Raw genomic sequence first — 16,444 nt, forward strand, 5'->3', positions numbered from 1 at the left:
GATGTTGAAATTTCACACGTAAATAAGCGATAAGCTGCGCCCAATTCCTGTCAGGTGCCAAAAATGACCGGTCGCTTCGAATGTCGTCGCATCCTGTGACCTGATGTACGGAACTTCCAGCGTCGTTTCATTTACTGATGGAGGACCTGCGCGGAATCTATTGGCGAGTCTGCCCATGCAGGCCGTCCGGCGGCTTCGGCGTGTCGCCGAGCAACAGCCTCCTGGCCCCATCGCGCCATTTTTCTTTTCAAAGGAGTCAACCAATGCCTGACGCAGCCAGCACGATTCTGGTGGTTGAAGATGACAATATCGTACGCATGCTCATCGTCGACGTGCTCGAAGAGCTTGAATACACCGTACTCGAAGCCGCGGATGCGGCCGAAGCGCTGAACGCGATCGAGAATGGCGCCCAGGTCGATCTGATGATGACCGATCAGGGGCTGCCAGACATGAAAGGCACCGAGCTGGCGACCCGCGTCCGGGCGCTGCGCCCGCAGTTGCCGATCCTGTTCGCCAGCGGCTACTCCGAAAACATCGACGTGCCCGACGGCATGTATTCGATCGGCAAGCCGTTTTCCATCGACGATCTTCGCGACAAGGTAAAAAGCATTCTTGGCCAGCTCTGATCCATTACAGGCCGGCACCCGCCTGCTGATCATCGGCTACGTATGGCCGGAACCTCGCTCTTCGGCCGCCAGCGGCCATGTGATGCAACTGATCCGGTGTTTTCTCGAACAGGGCTGGCAGATCACCTTCGCCAGCCCCGCCACCGAAGGCGAGCACAAGGCCGATCTGGCAAGCCTGGGCATCGACGAAGTACGCATCGAGCTGAACGACAGCAGTTTCGACGTCTTCATCAGCGAACTGGCGCCGGACGTGGTGCTGTTCGATCAGTTCATGATCGAGGAACAGTTCGGCTGGCGAGTGGAACAGCATTGTCCGAATGCGCTGCGCATTCTGGAAACCTCCGACTTGCAAAGCTTGCGACATGCACGTCATGAGCTGATCAAAGAGCACTTGAAAACCCATCCGCAACAGAACGATTTTTCAGGCGTCTTTGCCCTGGATAATCCAGATCTGTACAGCGCTGTCGCGCCCGGCGACCTGGCACAGAGAGAGATCGCCGCGCTGTATCGCTGCGACCTGAATCTGATGACTTCGGATGTCGAGATCGGCCTCTTGACCAGTCAGTTCGGCCTGCCGGCGTCAATTCTGCACTGGTGCCCGCTGATGCTGGACGTGGTGCCGGAAACGGCTCCTTCTTATGACCAGCGGCAGCACTTCCTGACCATTGGCAATTTTCGCCACGCGCCCAATTGGGATGCCGTGCTCTGGATGAAGAATGCCGTCTGGCCGCTCATTCGCCAGCGGTTGCCCGACGCACAATTCCATGTGTACGGCGCGTACACCCCGCCCAAGGCGACGGCGCTGCACAATGCCGCGCAGGGGTTTCTCGTCAAGAACTGGGCCGAGGATGCCTTGGCAGTCATGTCCCAGGCGCGCGTGTGCCTGGCGCCGCTGCGTTTCGGTGCGGGGATCAAGGGCAAGCTGATCGACGCGATGCTGTGTGGCACGCCTTCGGTCACCACGGCGGTAGGCGCCGAGGCCATGGGCGATGTGGAAGGACGCTGGCCGGGGCTGATCGCCAACAGCGCCCAGGGACTGGCAGATGCCGCGGTGCGGCTCTATGAGGACCGCGGCCTCTGGGATCAGGCTCAGGCCGATGGCCTGGCGTTGCTCGGCGCCCGCTATCGACACGCCACGCATTGCGCCAGCCTCATCGAGCGTATCCAGGCCATCCGCGCCGACCTGCCCCGCCACCGCCTGGGCAACTTCACCGGCATGATGCTGCGCCACCACCACCTCAAGAGCACCAAGTACATGGCGCAGTGGATCGAGGCCAAGAATCGCAAGTAACTGCCAATAACGCCCGTCGCGACCAAGGTCCCTCCCACAAATGATCGGCGTACACCCGTGGGAGGGAGCTTGCTCGCGACAGCGGTGGCGCGGTTGGCAGATAGACGGCGGCGACTGTATCGCCAGCAAGCTGGCTCCTACCAGATCACGGTGCCGTAGGAGCCAGCTTGCTGGCGATAATCCCCGAGCTCAGAGCGGTTTGCGCAGCAGATAAGTATCCATGATCCAGCCTTTGCGCAGACGAGCCTGGTGGCGGGCCTGCTTGATGGGCTCGCACAGCTCATCGAGCTTGCCGGCCATGAGGATTTCGTCGGGCGTTCCCAGGTACGCACCCCAGTAGATCTCCAGACCCTGGCCGAGAAAGCGTTCGAAAGTGCAGTGCGCATCCAGCATGATCACTTCGTTGCGGATGTCCGCAGGCGCGCATTCGGCGAGGCGACGGCCGGGCATGATCCGCACCGGCTCGCCGATTCGGTTCAGAGGGATGCGATGGCGGGCGGCCAGCGCCTGGACGCTGGTGATACCCGGAACGACCTCATACTCGAAGATCTCCCGCCCACGCGCCAGGATCCTCTCGATGACGCGCAAGGTGCCGTCATACAGCGCCGGGTCGCCCCAGATCAGCAAAGCCCCGGTTTCATCCTCACCGACATGCTCGCCGATCAAACGCTCGAACAGTTGTGCGCGTTGCCCATGCCAGGCTTCGACGCCCTGGGCGTAGGCTTGCGGCTGGTCGTCTCGCTGCGGATCGCGGACCTCGACCCAGCGGCAGTCCTGGTGCTGCAGATAACGTGCGCAGATTTCCTTGCGCCAACGCAACAGCTCGTCACTGTCCGGACCCTTGTCGAGCAGAAAAAAGACCTGGGTGCGGTTCAGCGCCTTGATCGCCTGCACGGTGATCTGTTCGGGATCGCCGGCACCGACTCCGATCAACAGAATCCGTTTCATCGTCATCGCCTCCAGGTACGGTCAAGGCACAGGTTACAGACACGGCCAGGAAAAATAAGGCACATTACCGGCTGCCATTCTGCGAAGCGGCCATCCGATGATTAAAACAACAAAAATCACCGATCCTTCCTACGAGCTGATGGACGACCATAACGGCCTGTCGATCATCTACCGCGAACATGGTTTCCCCTGCCCGCTGGTGCGCTGGCACTTTCACAAGGAGTACGAGCTGCACCTGATCGTTGCCAGTTCCGGCAAGGTGTTCATCGGCGACTACATCGGCAATTTCTCGCCCCACAGCCTGTTCCTCACCGGGCCGAACCTGCCGCACAACTGGATCAGTCAGGTGGGCGACGGCGAGGTCGTTCCCCAGCGCGACATGCTGGTGAACTTCACCGGCGAGCTGCTGGAAAGCGCCAATCAGGCGTTCGCCGAGCTGCGCACCCTGGCCCCGCTGCTGGAGCGCGCCGAGTACGGCATCGAGTTTCGCTGCCGGCGTACCATCGTCAAGGCTACGGAGCTGATGCACACAATCGCGGCCTCCCGCGGCATCACCCGCCTCGGCCACTTTCTGATTCTGCTGGAGCTTCTGGCCGCCTGCGACGACTACCAGTTGCTCTCCGCCACCGCCGCGCCGCACATGGCCGACGAGCAGAGTGTGGACCGCACCAACCGCGCCGTCGATTACATCTTTGCCCACTACGGCCGCGAGCTTCCACTCGAAGAAGTCGCCGAGCACATGGGCATGAAGCCGACCTATTTCTCTCGGGTGTTCAAGCAGGCCACCGGGCGCTGCTTCGTCGAGTTCGTCAACCGGCTGCGTATCAGCAAGTCCTGCGAACTGTTGGCCGATGTCAGCAAGCCGGTCACCGATGTGTGTTTCGAGTCGGGTTTCAGCAACATCTCCAACTTTAACCGGCGGTTTCTGCAACTCAAGGGCATGACGCCCTCCCATTACCGGCGCCTGGCCACCCAGCGCCTTGCCGTTCAGCCTCCCGGAGCCCGGAATCTGTACTGATCCGACCTGCGCTGCGGTGCATCGTCTAAGCTGAAACGGCGGCGCGACAGGTCCCGGCAGTCTTTGTCTGGATGGGCCGGCACGTCTCCAGTGCAAAAAAGTATCGGTTGGAGTGCGGTGCAGGATTTGTCAAGCGGACCGTGGGCCGTTGTAATCAGCGCACATCTTCCTCGCCTCCGGAAGACACAAAAACAATAACCAACCTTCTATCCCTCAGCGGCCATGGAAGAGGAGTGATCAATGAAGACCACCGCAAAACTGCTGCTGGCAGGCTCGATCCTCAGCGCCGGCGCCCTCGTGACCCCAGGCGCAACCGCTGGCACCGTCACCATCGCCACGGTCAATAACAGCGACATGATCCGTATGCAGCGGCTCTCCAAATCCTTCGAGCAGAAAAACCCGGAGATCAAGCTGAACTGGGTGGTGCTCGAAGAAAACGTGCTGCGTCAGCGCCTGACCACCGACATCGCCACCAAGGGCGGCCAGTTCGACGTGCTGACCATCGGCATGTACGAAGCCTCGCTGTGGGGCGCCAAGGGCTGGCTGCAGGAGATGAAAGACCTGCCCGCCACTTACGAACTGGACGATGTCTTCCCGTCGGTGCGCGACGGGCTGTCGGTGGACGGCAAGCTGTACGCCCTGCCGTTCTATGCCGAAGCTTCGATCACCTACTACCGCACCGACCTGTTCAAGGCCGCCGGGCTGACCATGCCCGAGCGCCCTACCTGGACCCAGATCGCCGAATTCGCCGGCAAGCTGACCGACCGGTCCAAAGAGCAGTACGGCGTATGCCTGCGCGGCAAGGCGGGCTGGGGCGAGAACATGGCGCTGATCACGACGCTCGCCAACGCCTACGGCGCGCGCTGGTTCGACGAGCAGTGGAAGCCGCAGTTCGACCAGCCGGAATGGAAGAACGCGCTCAATTTCTACGTCACCACCATGAAACAGTCCGGCCCGCCCGGCGCGTCCAGCAACGGCTTCAACGAAAACCTGGCGCTGTTCAACAGCGGCAAGTGCGCCATCTGGGTGGATGCCAGCGTGGCCGGCTCGTTCGTGACCGACAAGAGCCAGAGCAAAGTGGCCGACAGCGTGGGCTTCACTTACGCGCCCACCGAGGTCACCGACAAGGGTGCTTCGTGGTTGTACTCGTGGGCCTTGGCGATCCCGACCAGCGCCAAGAACACCAAGGACGCTGCCGCCTTCACCCAATGGGCGACATCCAGGGAGTACGCGGCTCTGGTCGCCGAGAAAGACGGCGTGTCCAACGTGCCGCCTGGCACTCGCGCCTCCACCTACAGCGATGAATACAAAGAGGCGGCGCCCTTCGCCAATATCACGCTGGAATCGCTCAAGGCCGTGACGCCCAAGTCGCCGACCCTCAAGCCGGTGCCCTATGTCGGCATCCAGCTGGTGACCATCCCTGAGTTCCAGGCCATTGGCACCAGCGTAGGCCAGCAGTTCTCCGCCGCGCTGATCGGTCAGACCTCGGTCGACAACGCCCTGCGCAGCGCGCAGAACTCCACCGAGCGCGACATGAAACGCGCCGGCTACGCGAAGAAGTAACCGCTCGGACACAGGCCGGACGCCAAGGCGTCCGCGCCTCTCGCGCATTGGCGTCACCCGGTTCGGAGCCCCTTCATGAAAACCTCTGCCTTGCCTTCTTCTACAGATGCCGGCCATGAGCACCGGCCCGCGGGCCGTCGCCTGAAACCCGGCTGGTTCCTGGTCAGCCCCTCGGTCGCCCTGCTTCTGGTCTGGATGATCGTGCCGCTGGGCATGACCATCTACTTTTCTCTGATCCGCTACAACCTGCTTTCGCCCGGCGAGAACGAGTTCGTGGGTCTGGAGAACTTCGAATACTTCGTCACCGACAGCGGCTTCCTGCCAGGCGCGGGCAACACCCTGCTGCTGGTCGGCAGCGTGCTGGCGATCAGCGTGGTGCTGGGCGTGCTGATTTCCGCGCTGCTGGAGGCGAGCGACTTCTTCGGCCGCGGCATCGTGCGCGTATTGTTGATCTCGCCCTTCTTCATCATGCCCACGGTCGGCGCGCTGATCTGGAAGAACCTGATCTTCCATCCGGTCTCCGGCGTACTGGCGGCCGTCTGGAAATTCTTCGGCGCGGAACCGGTGGACTGGTTCGCCCATTATCCGATGCTGTCGATCATCATCATCGTCTCCTGGCAGTGGCTGCCGTTCGCCATTCTGATCCTGATGACCGCCATGCAGTCGCTCGATCAGGAGCAGAAAGAGGCGGCGCGGCTGGACGGCGCGGGACCCATCGCAATCTTCTGGCACCTTACCCTGCCGCACCTGGCCCGGCCCATCGCCGTGGTGGTGATGATCGAGACCATCTTTCTGTTGTCGGTGTTCGCCGAGATCTTCACCACCACCAACGGCGGACCGGGCTTCGCGTCCACCAACCTGGCGTATCTGATCTACATCCAGGCGCTGTTGCAGTTCGACGTGGGCATGGCCTCCGCCGGCGGGTTGATCGCGGTCGTGATCGCCAATATCGCAGCCATCATCCTGATCCGGATGATCGGCAAGAACCTCACCGACAAGTCCTGAGGAACCGGCCATGATGACCCTCAAACAATCCCGGCGCGTGCAGAGTGTGCTGCTCGGCCTGCTGTCGTGGCTGGTGGCGGCGCTGATCTTCTTCCCGATCTTCTGGATGCTGCTGACCAGCTTCAAGACCGAGATTGATGCGTTCGCCACCCCGCCGCAGCTGTTCTTCACTCCCACGCTGGAAAACTATCTGCATATTCAGGAGCGCAGCGACTATTTTCATTTCGCCTGGAATTCGGTGGTGATCTCTTTCAGCGCGACGATCCTGTGCATGCTGGTGGCGATTCCCGCCGCCTATTCGATGGCGTTTTTCGAGACAAAGCGCACCAAGAGCACCTTGCTGTGGATGCTGTCGACCAAGATGCTGCCACCGGTGGGCGTGCTGATGCCCATTTACTTGCTGGCGAAGACGTTCGGCCTGCTAGACACGCGGCTGGCGTTGATCATTATCTATACGCTGATCAACCTGCCGATCGTGGTGTGGATGATTTACACCTACTTCAAGGACCTGCCGGGCGAAATCCTTGAGGCGTCAAGGCTGGACGGGGCGACCACGCGTCAGGAGATCTTTCGGGTGCTGATGCCGATCTGCAAGGGCGGGCTAGCGTCCACGGCGTTGCTGTCGCTGATCCTGTGCTGGAACGAGGCATTCTGGTCGTTGAACCTGACCTCGTCCGGCGCCGCGCCGCTGACGGCGCTGATCGCCTCGTATTCCAGCCCCGAGGGGTTGTTCTGGGCCAAGCTGTCGGCCGTCTCCACGCTGGCCTGCGCGCCGATCCTGATCTTTGGCTGGATCAGCCAGAAACAATTGGTACGCGGGTTGTCGTTCGGGGCGGTGAAATGAAAACAACGTATACCGGCGCGCTTGCCCGCAATGGCGTTGCTCCCGGGACCGCGTTCGACGGTGTCTGCACGATCTGCGTAGGAGCCAGCTTGCTGGCGATGAGCCGTGACGCGGTGTTTCTGATAATTCGCGCGTCCTCGTTGCTGCCGCCTCGCGGCAGATCGCCAGCAAGCTGGCTCCTACGGAACCGTGTTCAGTTGAGTGCCGCCGACCGCAGGCGACGCGAAACTGGCACCGACAAATTGAGCCAGCGTCCGAACAATGAAAAACAATAACCGGAGGCCATCATGGCTAATCTGAGCATCAGAAATCTGCAGAAAGGCTTCGACGGTCATCAGATCATCAAGGGCATCGATCTCGAGGTGCGGGATCGTGAATTCGTGGTGTTCGTCGGCCCTTCGGGCTGCGGCAAGTCGACGCTGCTGCGACTGATCGCGGGGCTGGAGGAAGTGACCTCGGGCACCATCGAGCTCGACGGTCGCGACATCACCCAGGTGACGCCGGCCAAGCGCGACCTGGCGATGGTGTTTCAGACCTACGCGCTCTACCCGCACATGACCGTCGGCAAGAACCTGTCGTTCGCGCTGGATCTGGCCGGCGGCGACAAGGCGACCATCAAGCGCAAGGTGGACGAAGCGGCGCGCATTCTGGAACTCGGCCCGCTGCTGGATCGCAAACCCAAACAGCTGTCCGGCGGGCAACGCCAGCGCGTCGCCATCGGTCGCGCCATCGTGCGCAACCCCAAGATATTCCTGTTCGACGAGCCGCTCTCCAACCTGGACGCGGCGCTGCGGGTGCAGACCCGTCTGGAATTGTCGCGGCTGCACAAGGAACTGCAGGCGACGATGATTTACGTCACCCATGACCAGGTGGAAGCCATGACCCTGGCCGACAAGGTCGTGGTGCTCAACGGCGGCAGGATTGAACAGGTCGGCTCGCCGCTGGAGCTCTACCATCATCCGGCCAACCTGTTCGTCGCCGGCTTTCTCGGCACGCCGAAGATGGGCTTTCTCAAGGGCCGGATCAGCCGGGTCGAAACCACAGGCTGCGAAGTCGAGCTGGACGCGGGCACCCGCGTCGTACTGCCGGTCAGCGGCCCCGCGCTGAGCGTCGGCGATCCGGTGACCCTGGGCATCCGCCCGGAGCATCTGAACATCGCGCGCGCCGGGGAATGTCAGTTGCAAGTCGTGGCCGACGTCAGCGAACGACTGGGCAGCGACACCTACTGCCACGTACGCACTCAGGCGGGCGAGGCGCTGACCATGCGCATCCGGGGCGATCTGGCCAGCCAGTACGGCGAGACGCTCAATCTGCACCTGGACAGTGCCCACTGCCACCTGTTCGATGCCCAAGGTCTGGTAATCGCCAGAACCCTGCAAGTCGCCGCCTGAAGCCCGCGTCCGGAGAGCCGAACCATGAAACTCGACAAGCACACCCTTTCGCAGTTGCCGGCGGATATCGCCCGGCCCGCCTACCTGCCGGCGGATACGCGCCAGGGCATCGCCCACATTGGCGTCGGCGGTTTCCATCGCGCCCATCAGGCGTTCTATACCGACGCCTTGATGAACCACGGCCAGGCGCTGGACTGGGCCATCTGCGGCATTGGCCTGCGCCCCGAGGATCGCAACGTGCGCGATGCGCTCGCCGGCCAGAATTACCTGTATACCCTGTTCGAACTGGGCGACACGCCTGACACCGAAACCCGGATCATCGCCTCCATCAGCGGCATGCTGCTGGCCGAGGACGGCGCCCAGGCGCTGATCGACAAGCTGTCCAGCCCTGAAATCCGCATCGTATCTTTGACCATCACCGAAGGTGGCTATTGCATCGACGACAGCAACGGTCAGTTCATGGATCACCTGCCGCAGATCCGCCACGATCTGGACCACCCCTATCAGCCGACCACGGTATTCGGCTTTCTGTGCGCCGCTCTCGCCCGACGCCGTGCCGAGGGTACGCCGGCCTTTACGCTGATGTCCTGCGACAACCTGCCGCACAATGGCGCGGTGACCCGCAAGGCGCTGCTGGCGTTTGCCGGACTGCTCGACCCGAATCTGCGCGACTGGATCGACCGGCACGTAAGCTTCCCCAACGCCATGGTCGACCGCATCACGCCCATGACCAGCGCGCAGCATCGCCTCAAGCTGGCGGACGAGAAGAACATCGACGATGCCTGGCCGGTGGTCTGCGAACCTTTCGTGCAGTGGGTGCTGGAAGACAAGTTCGTTGCCGGGCGGCCGGCCTGGGAGCAGGTCGGCGTGCAGTTCACCGACGATGTCACGCCCTACGAAGAAATGAAGATCAAGCTGCTCAACGGCAGCCATCTGGCCCTGACCTACCTGGGTTTTCTCAAAGGCTACCGTTATGTCCACGAGACCATGAACGATCCACTGTTCGTGGGTTTCATTCGGGCGTATATGGACCTGGACGTCACGCCGCAGCTGGCGCAGGTGCCGGGCATCGACCTGACGAACTATAAAGACACCCTGATCCACCGATTCTCCAACCGGGCCATCGCCGACCAGCTGGAGCGCGTCTGCTCTGATGGGTCATCGAAATTTCCCAAGTTCACGGTGCCGACGATCAATCGGCTGATCCAGGATCAAGGCAATCTTGAACGCGCTTCGCTGGTAGTCGCGGCCTGGGCCTTGTACCTCAAGGGCGTCGACGAAAACGGCGTGCACTACCGGATTCCAGACCCGCGTGCCGATTTCTGCCAGGCGCTGGTGGCCGACGACGTTCTGATCACCCAGCGCCTGCTGGAAGTCGAGGAGATTTTCGGCCTGGCGATCCCCCGGTCAGCCGAGTTCGTCGCGGCGTTCGAGCAGAATCTCAACAGTTTGCGGGAGCTGGGCGTCAGCGGCACCCTCGAAAAAATCCTCGCCAGACACGCCTGAGGCCACGATGAGCTACGCAAACACTCCGTTGTTTCTCGGCATCGATTGCGGCACCCAGGGCACCAAGGCGGTCGTGCTGGACATCGACAGCGGTCAGGTGCTGGGCGAAGGTTCGGCGCCGCACAGCATGATCAGCGACGCTTCCGGGCGTCGCGAGCAGGACCCGGCCGAATGGGTCGCCGCGCTTGAGCAAGCCACGCGCTCGGCGCTGGCGGTCGCGGGAGTGGCCGGCGAGCGTATCCGGGGCATCGGCGTGTCGGGCCAGCAACACGGGCTGGTGCTGCTGGATGCCGAAGGACAGGTGCTGCGCCCGGCCAAGCTGTGGTGCGACACCGAAACGGCGCCTGAAAACCAGCGGCTGCTCGACTACCTCGGCGGGGAAGCAGGCTCGCTGCAACGCCTGGGCATCGCCATCGCGCCCGGCTACACGCTTTCCAAACTGCTCTGGACCAAGGAGCGGCATCCGCAGGTATTCGAGCGAATCGAGCGGATTCTGCTGCCCCACGACTATCTCAACTACTGGTTGACCGGACGCTGTTGCACGGAGCCGGGCGACGCCTCCGGGACCGGCTATTTCGACGTACGGCGACGCGACTGGGACCGCCCGCTGCTGGATCATATCGACTCGAGCGGACGCCTGAGCCGCGCGCTGCCCGAATTGCTTGACGCCCGCGCGCCGGTCGGCCGGCTACGACCCGAGATCGCCCAACGGTTGGGCCTGAGCGATGACGTGCTGGTGTCCAGTGGCGGTGGTGACAATATGATGGGCGCCATCGGCACCGGCAACATCGAGCCCGGCCTGATCACCATGAGCCTGGGATCGTCCGGCACCGTGTACGCCTGTGCCGACCAGCCACGGATCAGCGAGCACCCCTCGGTCGCGACCTTTTGTTCGTCTGCCGGCGACTGGCTGCCCTTGATCTGCACCATGAACCTGACCAACGTCACCGCCGCGGTTCGCCAGTTACTGGCGCTCGACCTCGATGCCTTCAATCGAGCCCTGGATCAGGCGCCGATCGGCGCGCAGGGCGTCATGATTCTGCCCTTTCTCAACGGCGAACGGGTGCCGGCCCTGCCCCACGCCACCGGCAGCATCCTGGGGCTGGACAGCACCAATCTGACGGCCGAGAACCTGTGTCGGGCGGCGGTCGAAGGCACGACGTTCGGATTGCGCTACGGGCTGGATCTGCTGCGCGCCAGCGGCATCAGAAGCGAGACCATCCGACTCACCGGTGGCGGCTCGAAGAGCGCGATCTGGCGACAACTGGTCGCCGATATCATGGACACTCCGGTGATCTGCCCGGTGTATGCCGAAGCTGCCGCGCTGGGTGCCGCCATTCAGGCGGCGTGGTGCTGGTCGGCCAGCGAAGGAGCGGCACTGGAACTGGGCCTGCTCTGTCAGCGCTGTGTGCGGGTGGACCCGGCCAGTGAAACGATGCCAAGTGCCCCGAATGTCGCGGCCTATGAAACGCTGTACCAGACATACCGTATGCGGGTGTCAGCCCTTTAGATTGGAGCCTCTATGTTTCTCGTTTGCGGTGAAGCGCTGTTCGATATTTTCACCCGCCCCGATGACGGCGGTGCACTCAACCGGTTGGGTCTGGACGCCGTCGCGGGCGGGTCGCCGTTCAACGTCGCGATCGGTCTGCGCCGGCTCGGTGTCGAAGCCGCGCTGTTCACCGGCCTCTCCAGTGATTATCTGGGTCGCAGGCTCAGGTCAGTGCTGACCCATGAGCAAGTCGATCTTCAGCACCTGCGCGAGTTCGAGGCGCCGACCACGCTGGCGATGGTCGCGGTCGGTCCCGATGGCTCGCCGACCTACAGTTTTCGCGGCGAAGGTTGCGCGGACCGACAGCTGCGCCTTGAGCATCTGCCCGACCTGGGAAGCCATGTGCGCGGCATCCATGTCGGCTCCTTTTCGCTGGTGGTGCAACCTGTCGCGGACACCCTGCTGGCACTGGTCGCCAGGGAAGCCGACCGCCGTCTGATCAGTCTAGACCCCAACGTGCGCTTGAATCCGGCGCCGGACATTCATCTCTGGCGCGACCAGATACGAGCCTTTGCGGCCCACGCGCATCTGATCAAGGTCAGCGACGAGGACCTGCATCTGCTTTACCCGGACATCGAGCCTCAGCAGATCGCCGAGGCCTGGCTGCGCAAACGCTGCCAGCTGGTGGTGGTCACCCGCGGCGCGCACGGGGCGAGCATTTTCACCCGCGACCAGGGCACCTGGTCGGTCCCGGCCTGCGAGGTCGAGACGGTCGATACCGTAGGCGCGGGAGACACCTTTCAGGCGGCGCTGCTGACATTCCTCAGCGAGCGCCGCCTGGATACGCCCGCAGGGCTTGCCACGCTGCAGCGCGACACCCTGGACCAGATGCTGCGTTTCGCCACCCGGGCGGCAGCGCTGACCTGCACCCGGGTCGGGCCGGACCTGCCGTATCGCAGTCAGCTGGGCTGAAGCGACACCTGCGCGCAAGCGGAGGCCAGCGCCAGTTGCTCCTGCGGCATAGGCCTGGCGAAGTAATAGCCCTGAGCCTGAAGCGTGCCGATCTCGCGCAGCATCTCCAGGGTCGCGAGGTCTTCCACGCCTTCGGCCACCACCGTCAGGCCCAGCGACTCGGCCATGCGCACGATGGCCCGCACGATAGCGCGGCTGCGATCGCTGGTGCTCAGTTCGAGGATGAACGACTTGTCGATCTTCAGGCCGCTGAAGTGATACTGGTGCACGTAGCTCAGGGATGAAAACCCCGAACCGAAATCATCGAGCACCACCGACATGCCCTGGTCGGCCAGTTCGCGCATCGACTGCCGCGCCTGATCGGGATCCGCCACCAGCGCCCCTTCCGTCAGCTCAAGGCAGAGCCTCGATGGCGGCACGGAATGCTCGGCAAGCATCGCCAGCACTTCAGCGGCGAAGTCGGAACGGGTGATGCTGTAGCTGGAACAATTGACGTGGACCGGCGGCCAGTGCGCGTTTTCCGGTTTGGCGAGCATTGAGATCACGCTCGCCAGCATGTACAGATCCAGCCTTCCGATCAGGCGCAGCCCCTCCAGCGCCGGGAGAAAGCTGCCGGGGGCGACCACCCGCCCGTCGGGCTGACGCCAGCGAATCAGTGCTTCGAGGGCGTGCAGCTTGCCGGTCTTGACGCAGACGATGGGCTGGAAATAAGGCACCAGCTCGTCGCTGCGCTTGAGTGCGTTGCGCAGCGCGGCTTCCTGTTCGACCAGGTCGGACGCCTCGCGACGCAGCTCCTGATTGAACACCGCGAAGCTGTCGCGCCCGCCGTTCTTTACCCGGTACATGGCAGCGTCGGCGTCGCGCAGCAGATCGGCCGGCTCGTGGTGGAACTGGCGGTCGGCACTGACGATGCCGATGCTGCACGAGGAAAAGATCGAATGCCCGTCGATATGGAACGGCAGGTCGAAAGCGGCCAGGATACGTTCGGCGATGCTGACGCCGGTATCCTGCGAAGCGCCGATGCTGAGCACGGCGAATTCGTCGCCGCCCAGACGCGCCAGCAGGTCGCAGTCGCGCATGCAGTTGCCCAGGCGCTCCGCCGCCTGCACTAGCAGCAAATCTCCGCAATGATGGCCCAGACTGTCGTTGACGATCTTGAAACGGTCCAGGTCGATGAACATGACGATCAGCGGGTTGCCCGTCTGACAGAACGCCTGCCAGGCCAGGCTCAGTTGCTGTTGCAAATGGCTGCGGTTGGCCAGCCGGGTCAGCGAGTCGTGGGAGTTTTCGTATTGCAACCGCGCGTTGGCCTGATCCAGCGCGCGGGTGCGGTCCTGGACCCTGGCTTCGAGTTGCAGGTTGGCCCGCTGCACGGCCTGCGCCGCGCTGCGCCGTGACAGCGCGGTATCGATATGCCGGGAGACGAACGTCAGCAGCTCCTGATCCCGTTGCGTGTAGCGCACGTTCAGCGAGTAACTCTGCACCACGAGCACGCCGCGCACCCGCTCTTCCTCGAACAGAGGAATGCCCAGCCATGACGAAGACCGGGAATATTCCTGCTGAACCTCGATCTCGCCCAGGCGCTCCAGCTCGAAGGCATCTTCCCGATCGATCAGACACGGGCGCCGCTGGCGGATGACGTACTCGGTAAAGCCTCGTTGGCCGCGCCGGGAGCGCGGCGCATCGAGCGTGCGCTCGTCGACGTAATAAGGAAAGGTCACCTCGCCCGTGACGCTGTCATACAGAGCGATATAGAAGTTGAGCGCCACCAGCAGCTCGCCGACGATCGTGTGCAGGCGGTGGAACAATTGCGCCATGTCGCCGGGCTGGCTGGACAGCTCGGCGATCTGGAACAGCGCGGTTTGCAGATGCTCGGCGCGCTCGCGGTCGGCGATCTCCTGGCGCAGGGCCTGGTTGGCCGCCGAGAGCTGCTGGGTGCGCAGCAGCACGGTATGCTCCAGGTGCGCGCGATGCAGCAGGCGGTCGAGTGCCATTGCCACGTGGCCCGAGACCACTTCGAACAGCGCCCGATCTTCGACGCTATAAACTCTTGCGACGTCATACACCTGCATCGCGAGCATGCCGAACACCTCATCGGCCGCGTTCTTGAGCGGCGCGCCCATCCAGAATTCGGGCCGCCGCCCCACGCAGAAGAACCGCCCCTGCTCCTGCGCCTGCTGAATGCCTGCGGCGTCGACGAACAGCGGCTCGCCGCTGACCAGCACATGACCGGTCATGGACATGCGTTGCCGGTCCAGATATTCGAAGGTTTCCGGCTGCATGGCGTCGGCGTCGGCCGGGTCCACGTAATAGGGATAGGTGATTTTATCCAGCGCGTTGTCATAGAGCGCCAAGTAGAAATGCTCGGCATCAATCAGCGTTGCCAACTGCCGATGAATACCTCTGAGGAAAGTGCTTCGGTCACGGGTCGAGCTGGCGAGATGGCTGATCTCGTACAGCACTTTCTGGGTGTTCTGCGCACGGATCAGCGCCATGCTCTGCAACGCCGAGCCCAATCGGATCGCCAGGTCGGCCACGGCGCGATTGCACGCCTCCGCCGCCGGCGCGACGATCCAGCCCAACGCCTGTTTTCCGGCCCCGGCTACCCACGCCTGCAAACCCCGCGCGCGGCACCAGGCGTCGAATTCATGCTCGGCGATTTGTTCGGGCCAATCGAACGGCAACCGGCCCTTGCCCAGCAGGCTGCACCACGGCCCCGCGCCGTACGCAGCCCAGGCAAAGCGGGTCAGATACCCTTGGCCAGCCGCGAGCAGTACATCCACGGCGAGGTCCTCGCCGGATACCCTCGACGAGTCGTGGGGGGCTGCGGGGGCTGCATGCAGATCCGCGCCGTCACGGGCAACCTGAGAGTCCGGAATCCTTGGCGAAACATTCATGTACAGACCCGCTCCATTAACCGACCACGGCTATCATCGAGTGCCAGCACAATAGTGGCAAGCATGTTCTGCGCCAGCGTCGCTCCGCCGCCCGCAATCTCTCTGCCAATGTGTAAAGCCGGCGTTGCACATCGCTGGACATTGAAGCATCTCGGCGCAACTTCTCCATCTGACGGCGGGTACTGTTTGCATGATCATGTCGGTAACGTCCTTGAAACCTGGCGCTACCATTCGTCTTTCGAGCCTTTTCAGCGGTCACCCGGTGGTTGACACGCACTGTTTCGGGGCGCCGAATGCCAGCTCACTCTGCAACAGAGGAGAGACGCACATGGCCAGGATCAAGGTGTTAGCGGGAGATTTTCTTCAAGGTGATGGCGAATACTGCGCAGGCACGATCACGCTTGTAACGTCGCTGTGCCCATGGCCAGGCGTGAGCCTGAAACGGACCGATATCAGCCACATGGAAATTGCCAGCGAAGCGTCGGGCACACGCATGGAAGACGCTCTGGGACTGGGACTGGCTGGAGCGCTCGTAGCGGGCCCGGTAGGCGCTGCGGCCGGCGTGATGTTCGCGGGCGAACATAAAGAAGTGACGTTTCTGGCAACCCTGAAAGACGGCCGAACGCTGCTCGCGGCGACCGACGACAAGACTTACCAGAACCTTGCGCTGCATTCGGCCGGTTCGGATTTCGCCAGGATGCATTGACTGCGGCGCGGACGTGCGTCAGCGCCCAAGGAACACCGGAACGAAAAAAGGGCGATCCTCTCGGATCGCCCTTTTCACTACCGCCCAGCAGAGCGGATTTTATCTGGTAGGCGCGATTGGACTCGAACCAACGACCCCCACCATGTCAAGGTGGTGCTCTAACCAACTGAGCTACGTGCCTGCTGTGG

The 16,444-nt window shown here is 62.8% G+C and carries 13 protein-coding genes and 1 tRNA gene; 11 read left to right on the forward strand and 3 right to left on the reverse strand.

The features are described from left to right. Positions 1–263 precede the first annotated feature (263 nt). Entirely contained in the window at positions 264–626 is a 363-nt protein-coding gene (locus TRP66_RS03470) for a response regulator (RefSeq protein WP_333399953.1), read from the forward strand. Further along, positions 613–1,917: a glycosyltransferase gene (locus TRP66_RS03475; RefSeq protein ID WP_333399954.1), complete on the forward strand. Its 1,305-nt coding sequence runs from the start codon at positions 613–615 to the stop codon at positions 1,915–1,917. The genes TRP66_RS03470 and TRP66_RS03475 overlap by 14 nt, the downstream gene beginning before the upstream one ends. A gap of 189 nt (positions 1,918–2,106) precedes the next feature. On the opposite strand, the gene cobF is transcribed toward TRP66_RS03475, so the two are convergent. Then, a complete protein-coding gene (cobF, locus tag TRP66_RS03480; RefSeq protein WP_333399955.1) occupies positions 2,107–2,865 on the reverse strand; it encodes a precorrin-6A synthase (deacetylating) in 759 nt (252 codons plus the stop codon). Between the two features lie 97 nt (positions 2,866–2,962). On the opposite strand from cobF, the gene TRP66_RS03485 reads away from it, so the two are divergent. The 8 genes from TRP66_RS03485 to TRP66_RS03520 all read left to right on the forward strand — a co-directional run bounded on the left by TRP66_RS03485 (position 2,963) and on the right by TRP66_RS03520 (position 12,653). After that, positions 2,963–3,883 (forward strand): AraC family transcriptional regulator, encoded by a 921-nt coding sequence (locus TRP66_RS03485; RefSeq protein ID WP_333399956.1) that lies wholly within the window; start codon positions 2,963–2,965, stop codon positions 3,881–3,883. A gap of 240 nt (positions 3,884–4,123) precedes the next feature. Continuing rightward, the gene (locus TRP66_RS03490; protein ID WP_333399957.1) at positions 4,124–5,446 is read left to right on the forward strand and encodes an ABC transporter substrate-binding protein; all 1,323 of its coding nucleotides are present in this window, start codon (positions 4,124–4,126) and stop codon (positions 5,444–5,446) included. Positions 5,447–5,521: 75 nt separating this feature from the next. Then, the gene (locus TRP66_RS03495) at positions 5,522–6,451 is read left to right on the forward strand and encodes a carbohydrate ABC transporter permease (protein ID WP_333399958.1); all 930 of its coding nucleotides are present in this window, start codon (positions 5,522–5,524) and stop codon (positions 6,449–6,451) included. 10 nt (positions 6,452–6,461) lie between these two features. Beyond that, positions 6,462–7,295: a carbohydrate ABC transporter permease gene (locus TRP66_RS03500; RefSeq protein WP_333399959.1), complete on the forward strand. Its 834-nt coding sequence runs from the start codon at positions 6,462–6,464 to the stop codon at positions 7,293–7,295. 287 nt (positions 7,296–7,582) lie between these two features. Then, the gene (locus TRP66_RS03505; RefSeq protein ID WP_333399960.1) at positions 7,583–8,686 is read left to right on the forward strand and encodes an ABC transporter ATP-binding protein; all 1,104 of its coding nucleotides are present in this window, start codon (positions 7,583–7,585) and stop codon (positions 8,684–8,686) included. 24 nt (positions 8,687–8,710) lie between these two features. Next, the gene (locus TRP66_RS03510; protein ID WP_333399961.1) at positions 8,711–10,192 is read left to right on the forward strand and encodes a mannitol dehydrogenase family protein; all 1,482 of its coding nucleotides are present in this window, start codon (positions 8,711–8,713) and stop codon (positions 10,190–10,192) included. Between the two features lie 28 nt (positions 10,193–10,220). Then, positions 10,221–11,702, forward strand: a complete 1,482-nt coding sequence (xylB, locus tag TRP66_RS03515; protein ID WP_333400324.1) for a xylulokinase — start codon at positions 10,221–10,223, stop codon at positions 11,700–11,702. 12 nt (positions 11,703–11,714) lie between these two features. Beyond that, positions 11,715–12,653 carry a carbohydrate kinase family protein gene (locus TRP66_RS03520; protein ID WP_333399962.1) on the forward strand — a complete coding sequence of 313 codons (939 nt, stop codon included), beginning with the start codon at positions 11,715–11,717 and terminating at the stop codon, positions 12,651–12,653. On the opposite strand, the gene TRP66_RS03525 is transcribed toward TRP66_RS03520, so the two are convergent. Further along, the gene (locus tag TRP66_RS03525; RefSeq protein ID WP_333399963.1) at positions 12,641–15,550 is read right to left on the reverse strand and encodes a sensor domain-containing phosphodiesterase; all 2,910 of its coding nucleotides are present in this window, start codon (positions 15,548–15,550) and stop codon (positions 12,641–12,643) included. The two genes, TRP66_RS03520 and TRP66_RS03525, sit on opposite strands and share 13 nt — an antisense overlap. Before the next feature lie 328 nt (positions 15,551–15,878). Here TRP66_RS03525 and TRP66_RS03530 point away from each other — a divergent pair, with 328 nt between their 5' ends. Then, the gene (locus tag TRP66_RS03530; protein WP_333399964.1) at positions 15,879–16,256 is read left to right on the forward strand and encodes a hypothetical protein; all 378 of its coding nucleotides are present in this window, start codon (positions 15,879–15,881) and stop codon (positions 16,254–16,256) included. A gap of 104 nt (positions 16,257–16,360) precedes the next feature. On the opposite strand, the gene TRP66_RS03535 is transcribed toward TRP66_RS03530, so the two are convergent. Beyond that, positions 16,361–16,437: transfer RNA gene (locus TRP66_RS03535), tRNA-Val, on the reverse strand. Positions 16,438–16,444: the final 7 nt, after the last annotated feature.

Source organism: Pseudomonas sp. JDS28PS106 (assembly GCF_036706555.1).
Classification (GTDB): domain Bacteria; phylum Pseudomonadota; class Gammaproteobacteria; order Pseudomonadales; family Pseudomonadaceae; genus Aquipseudomonas.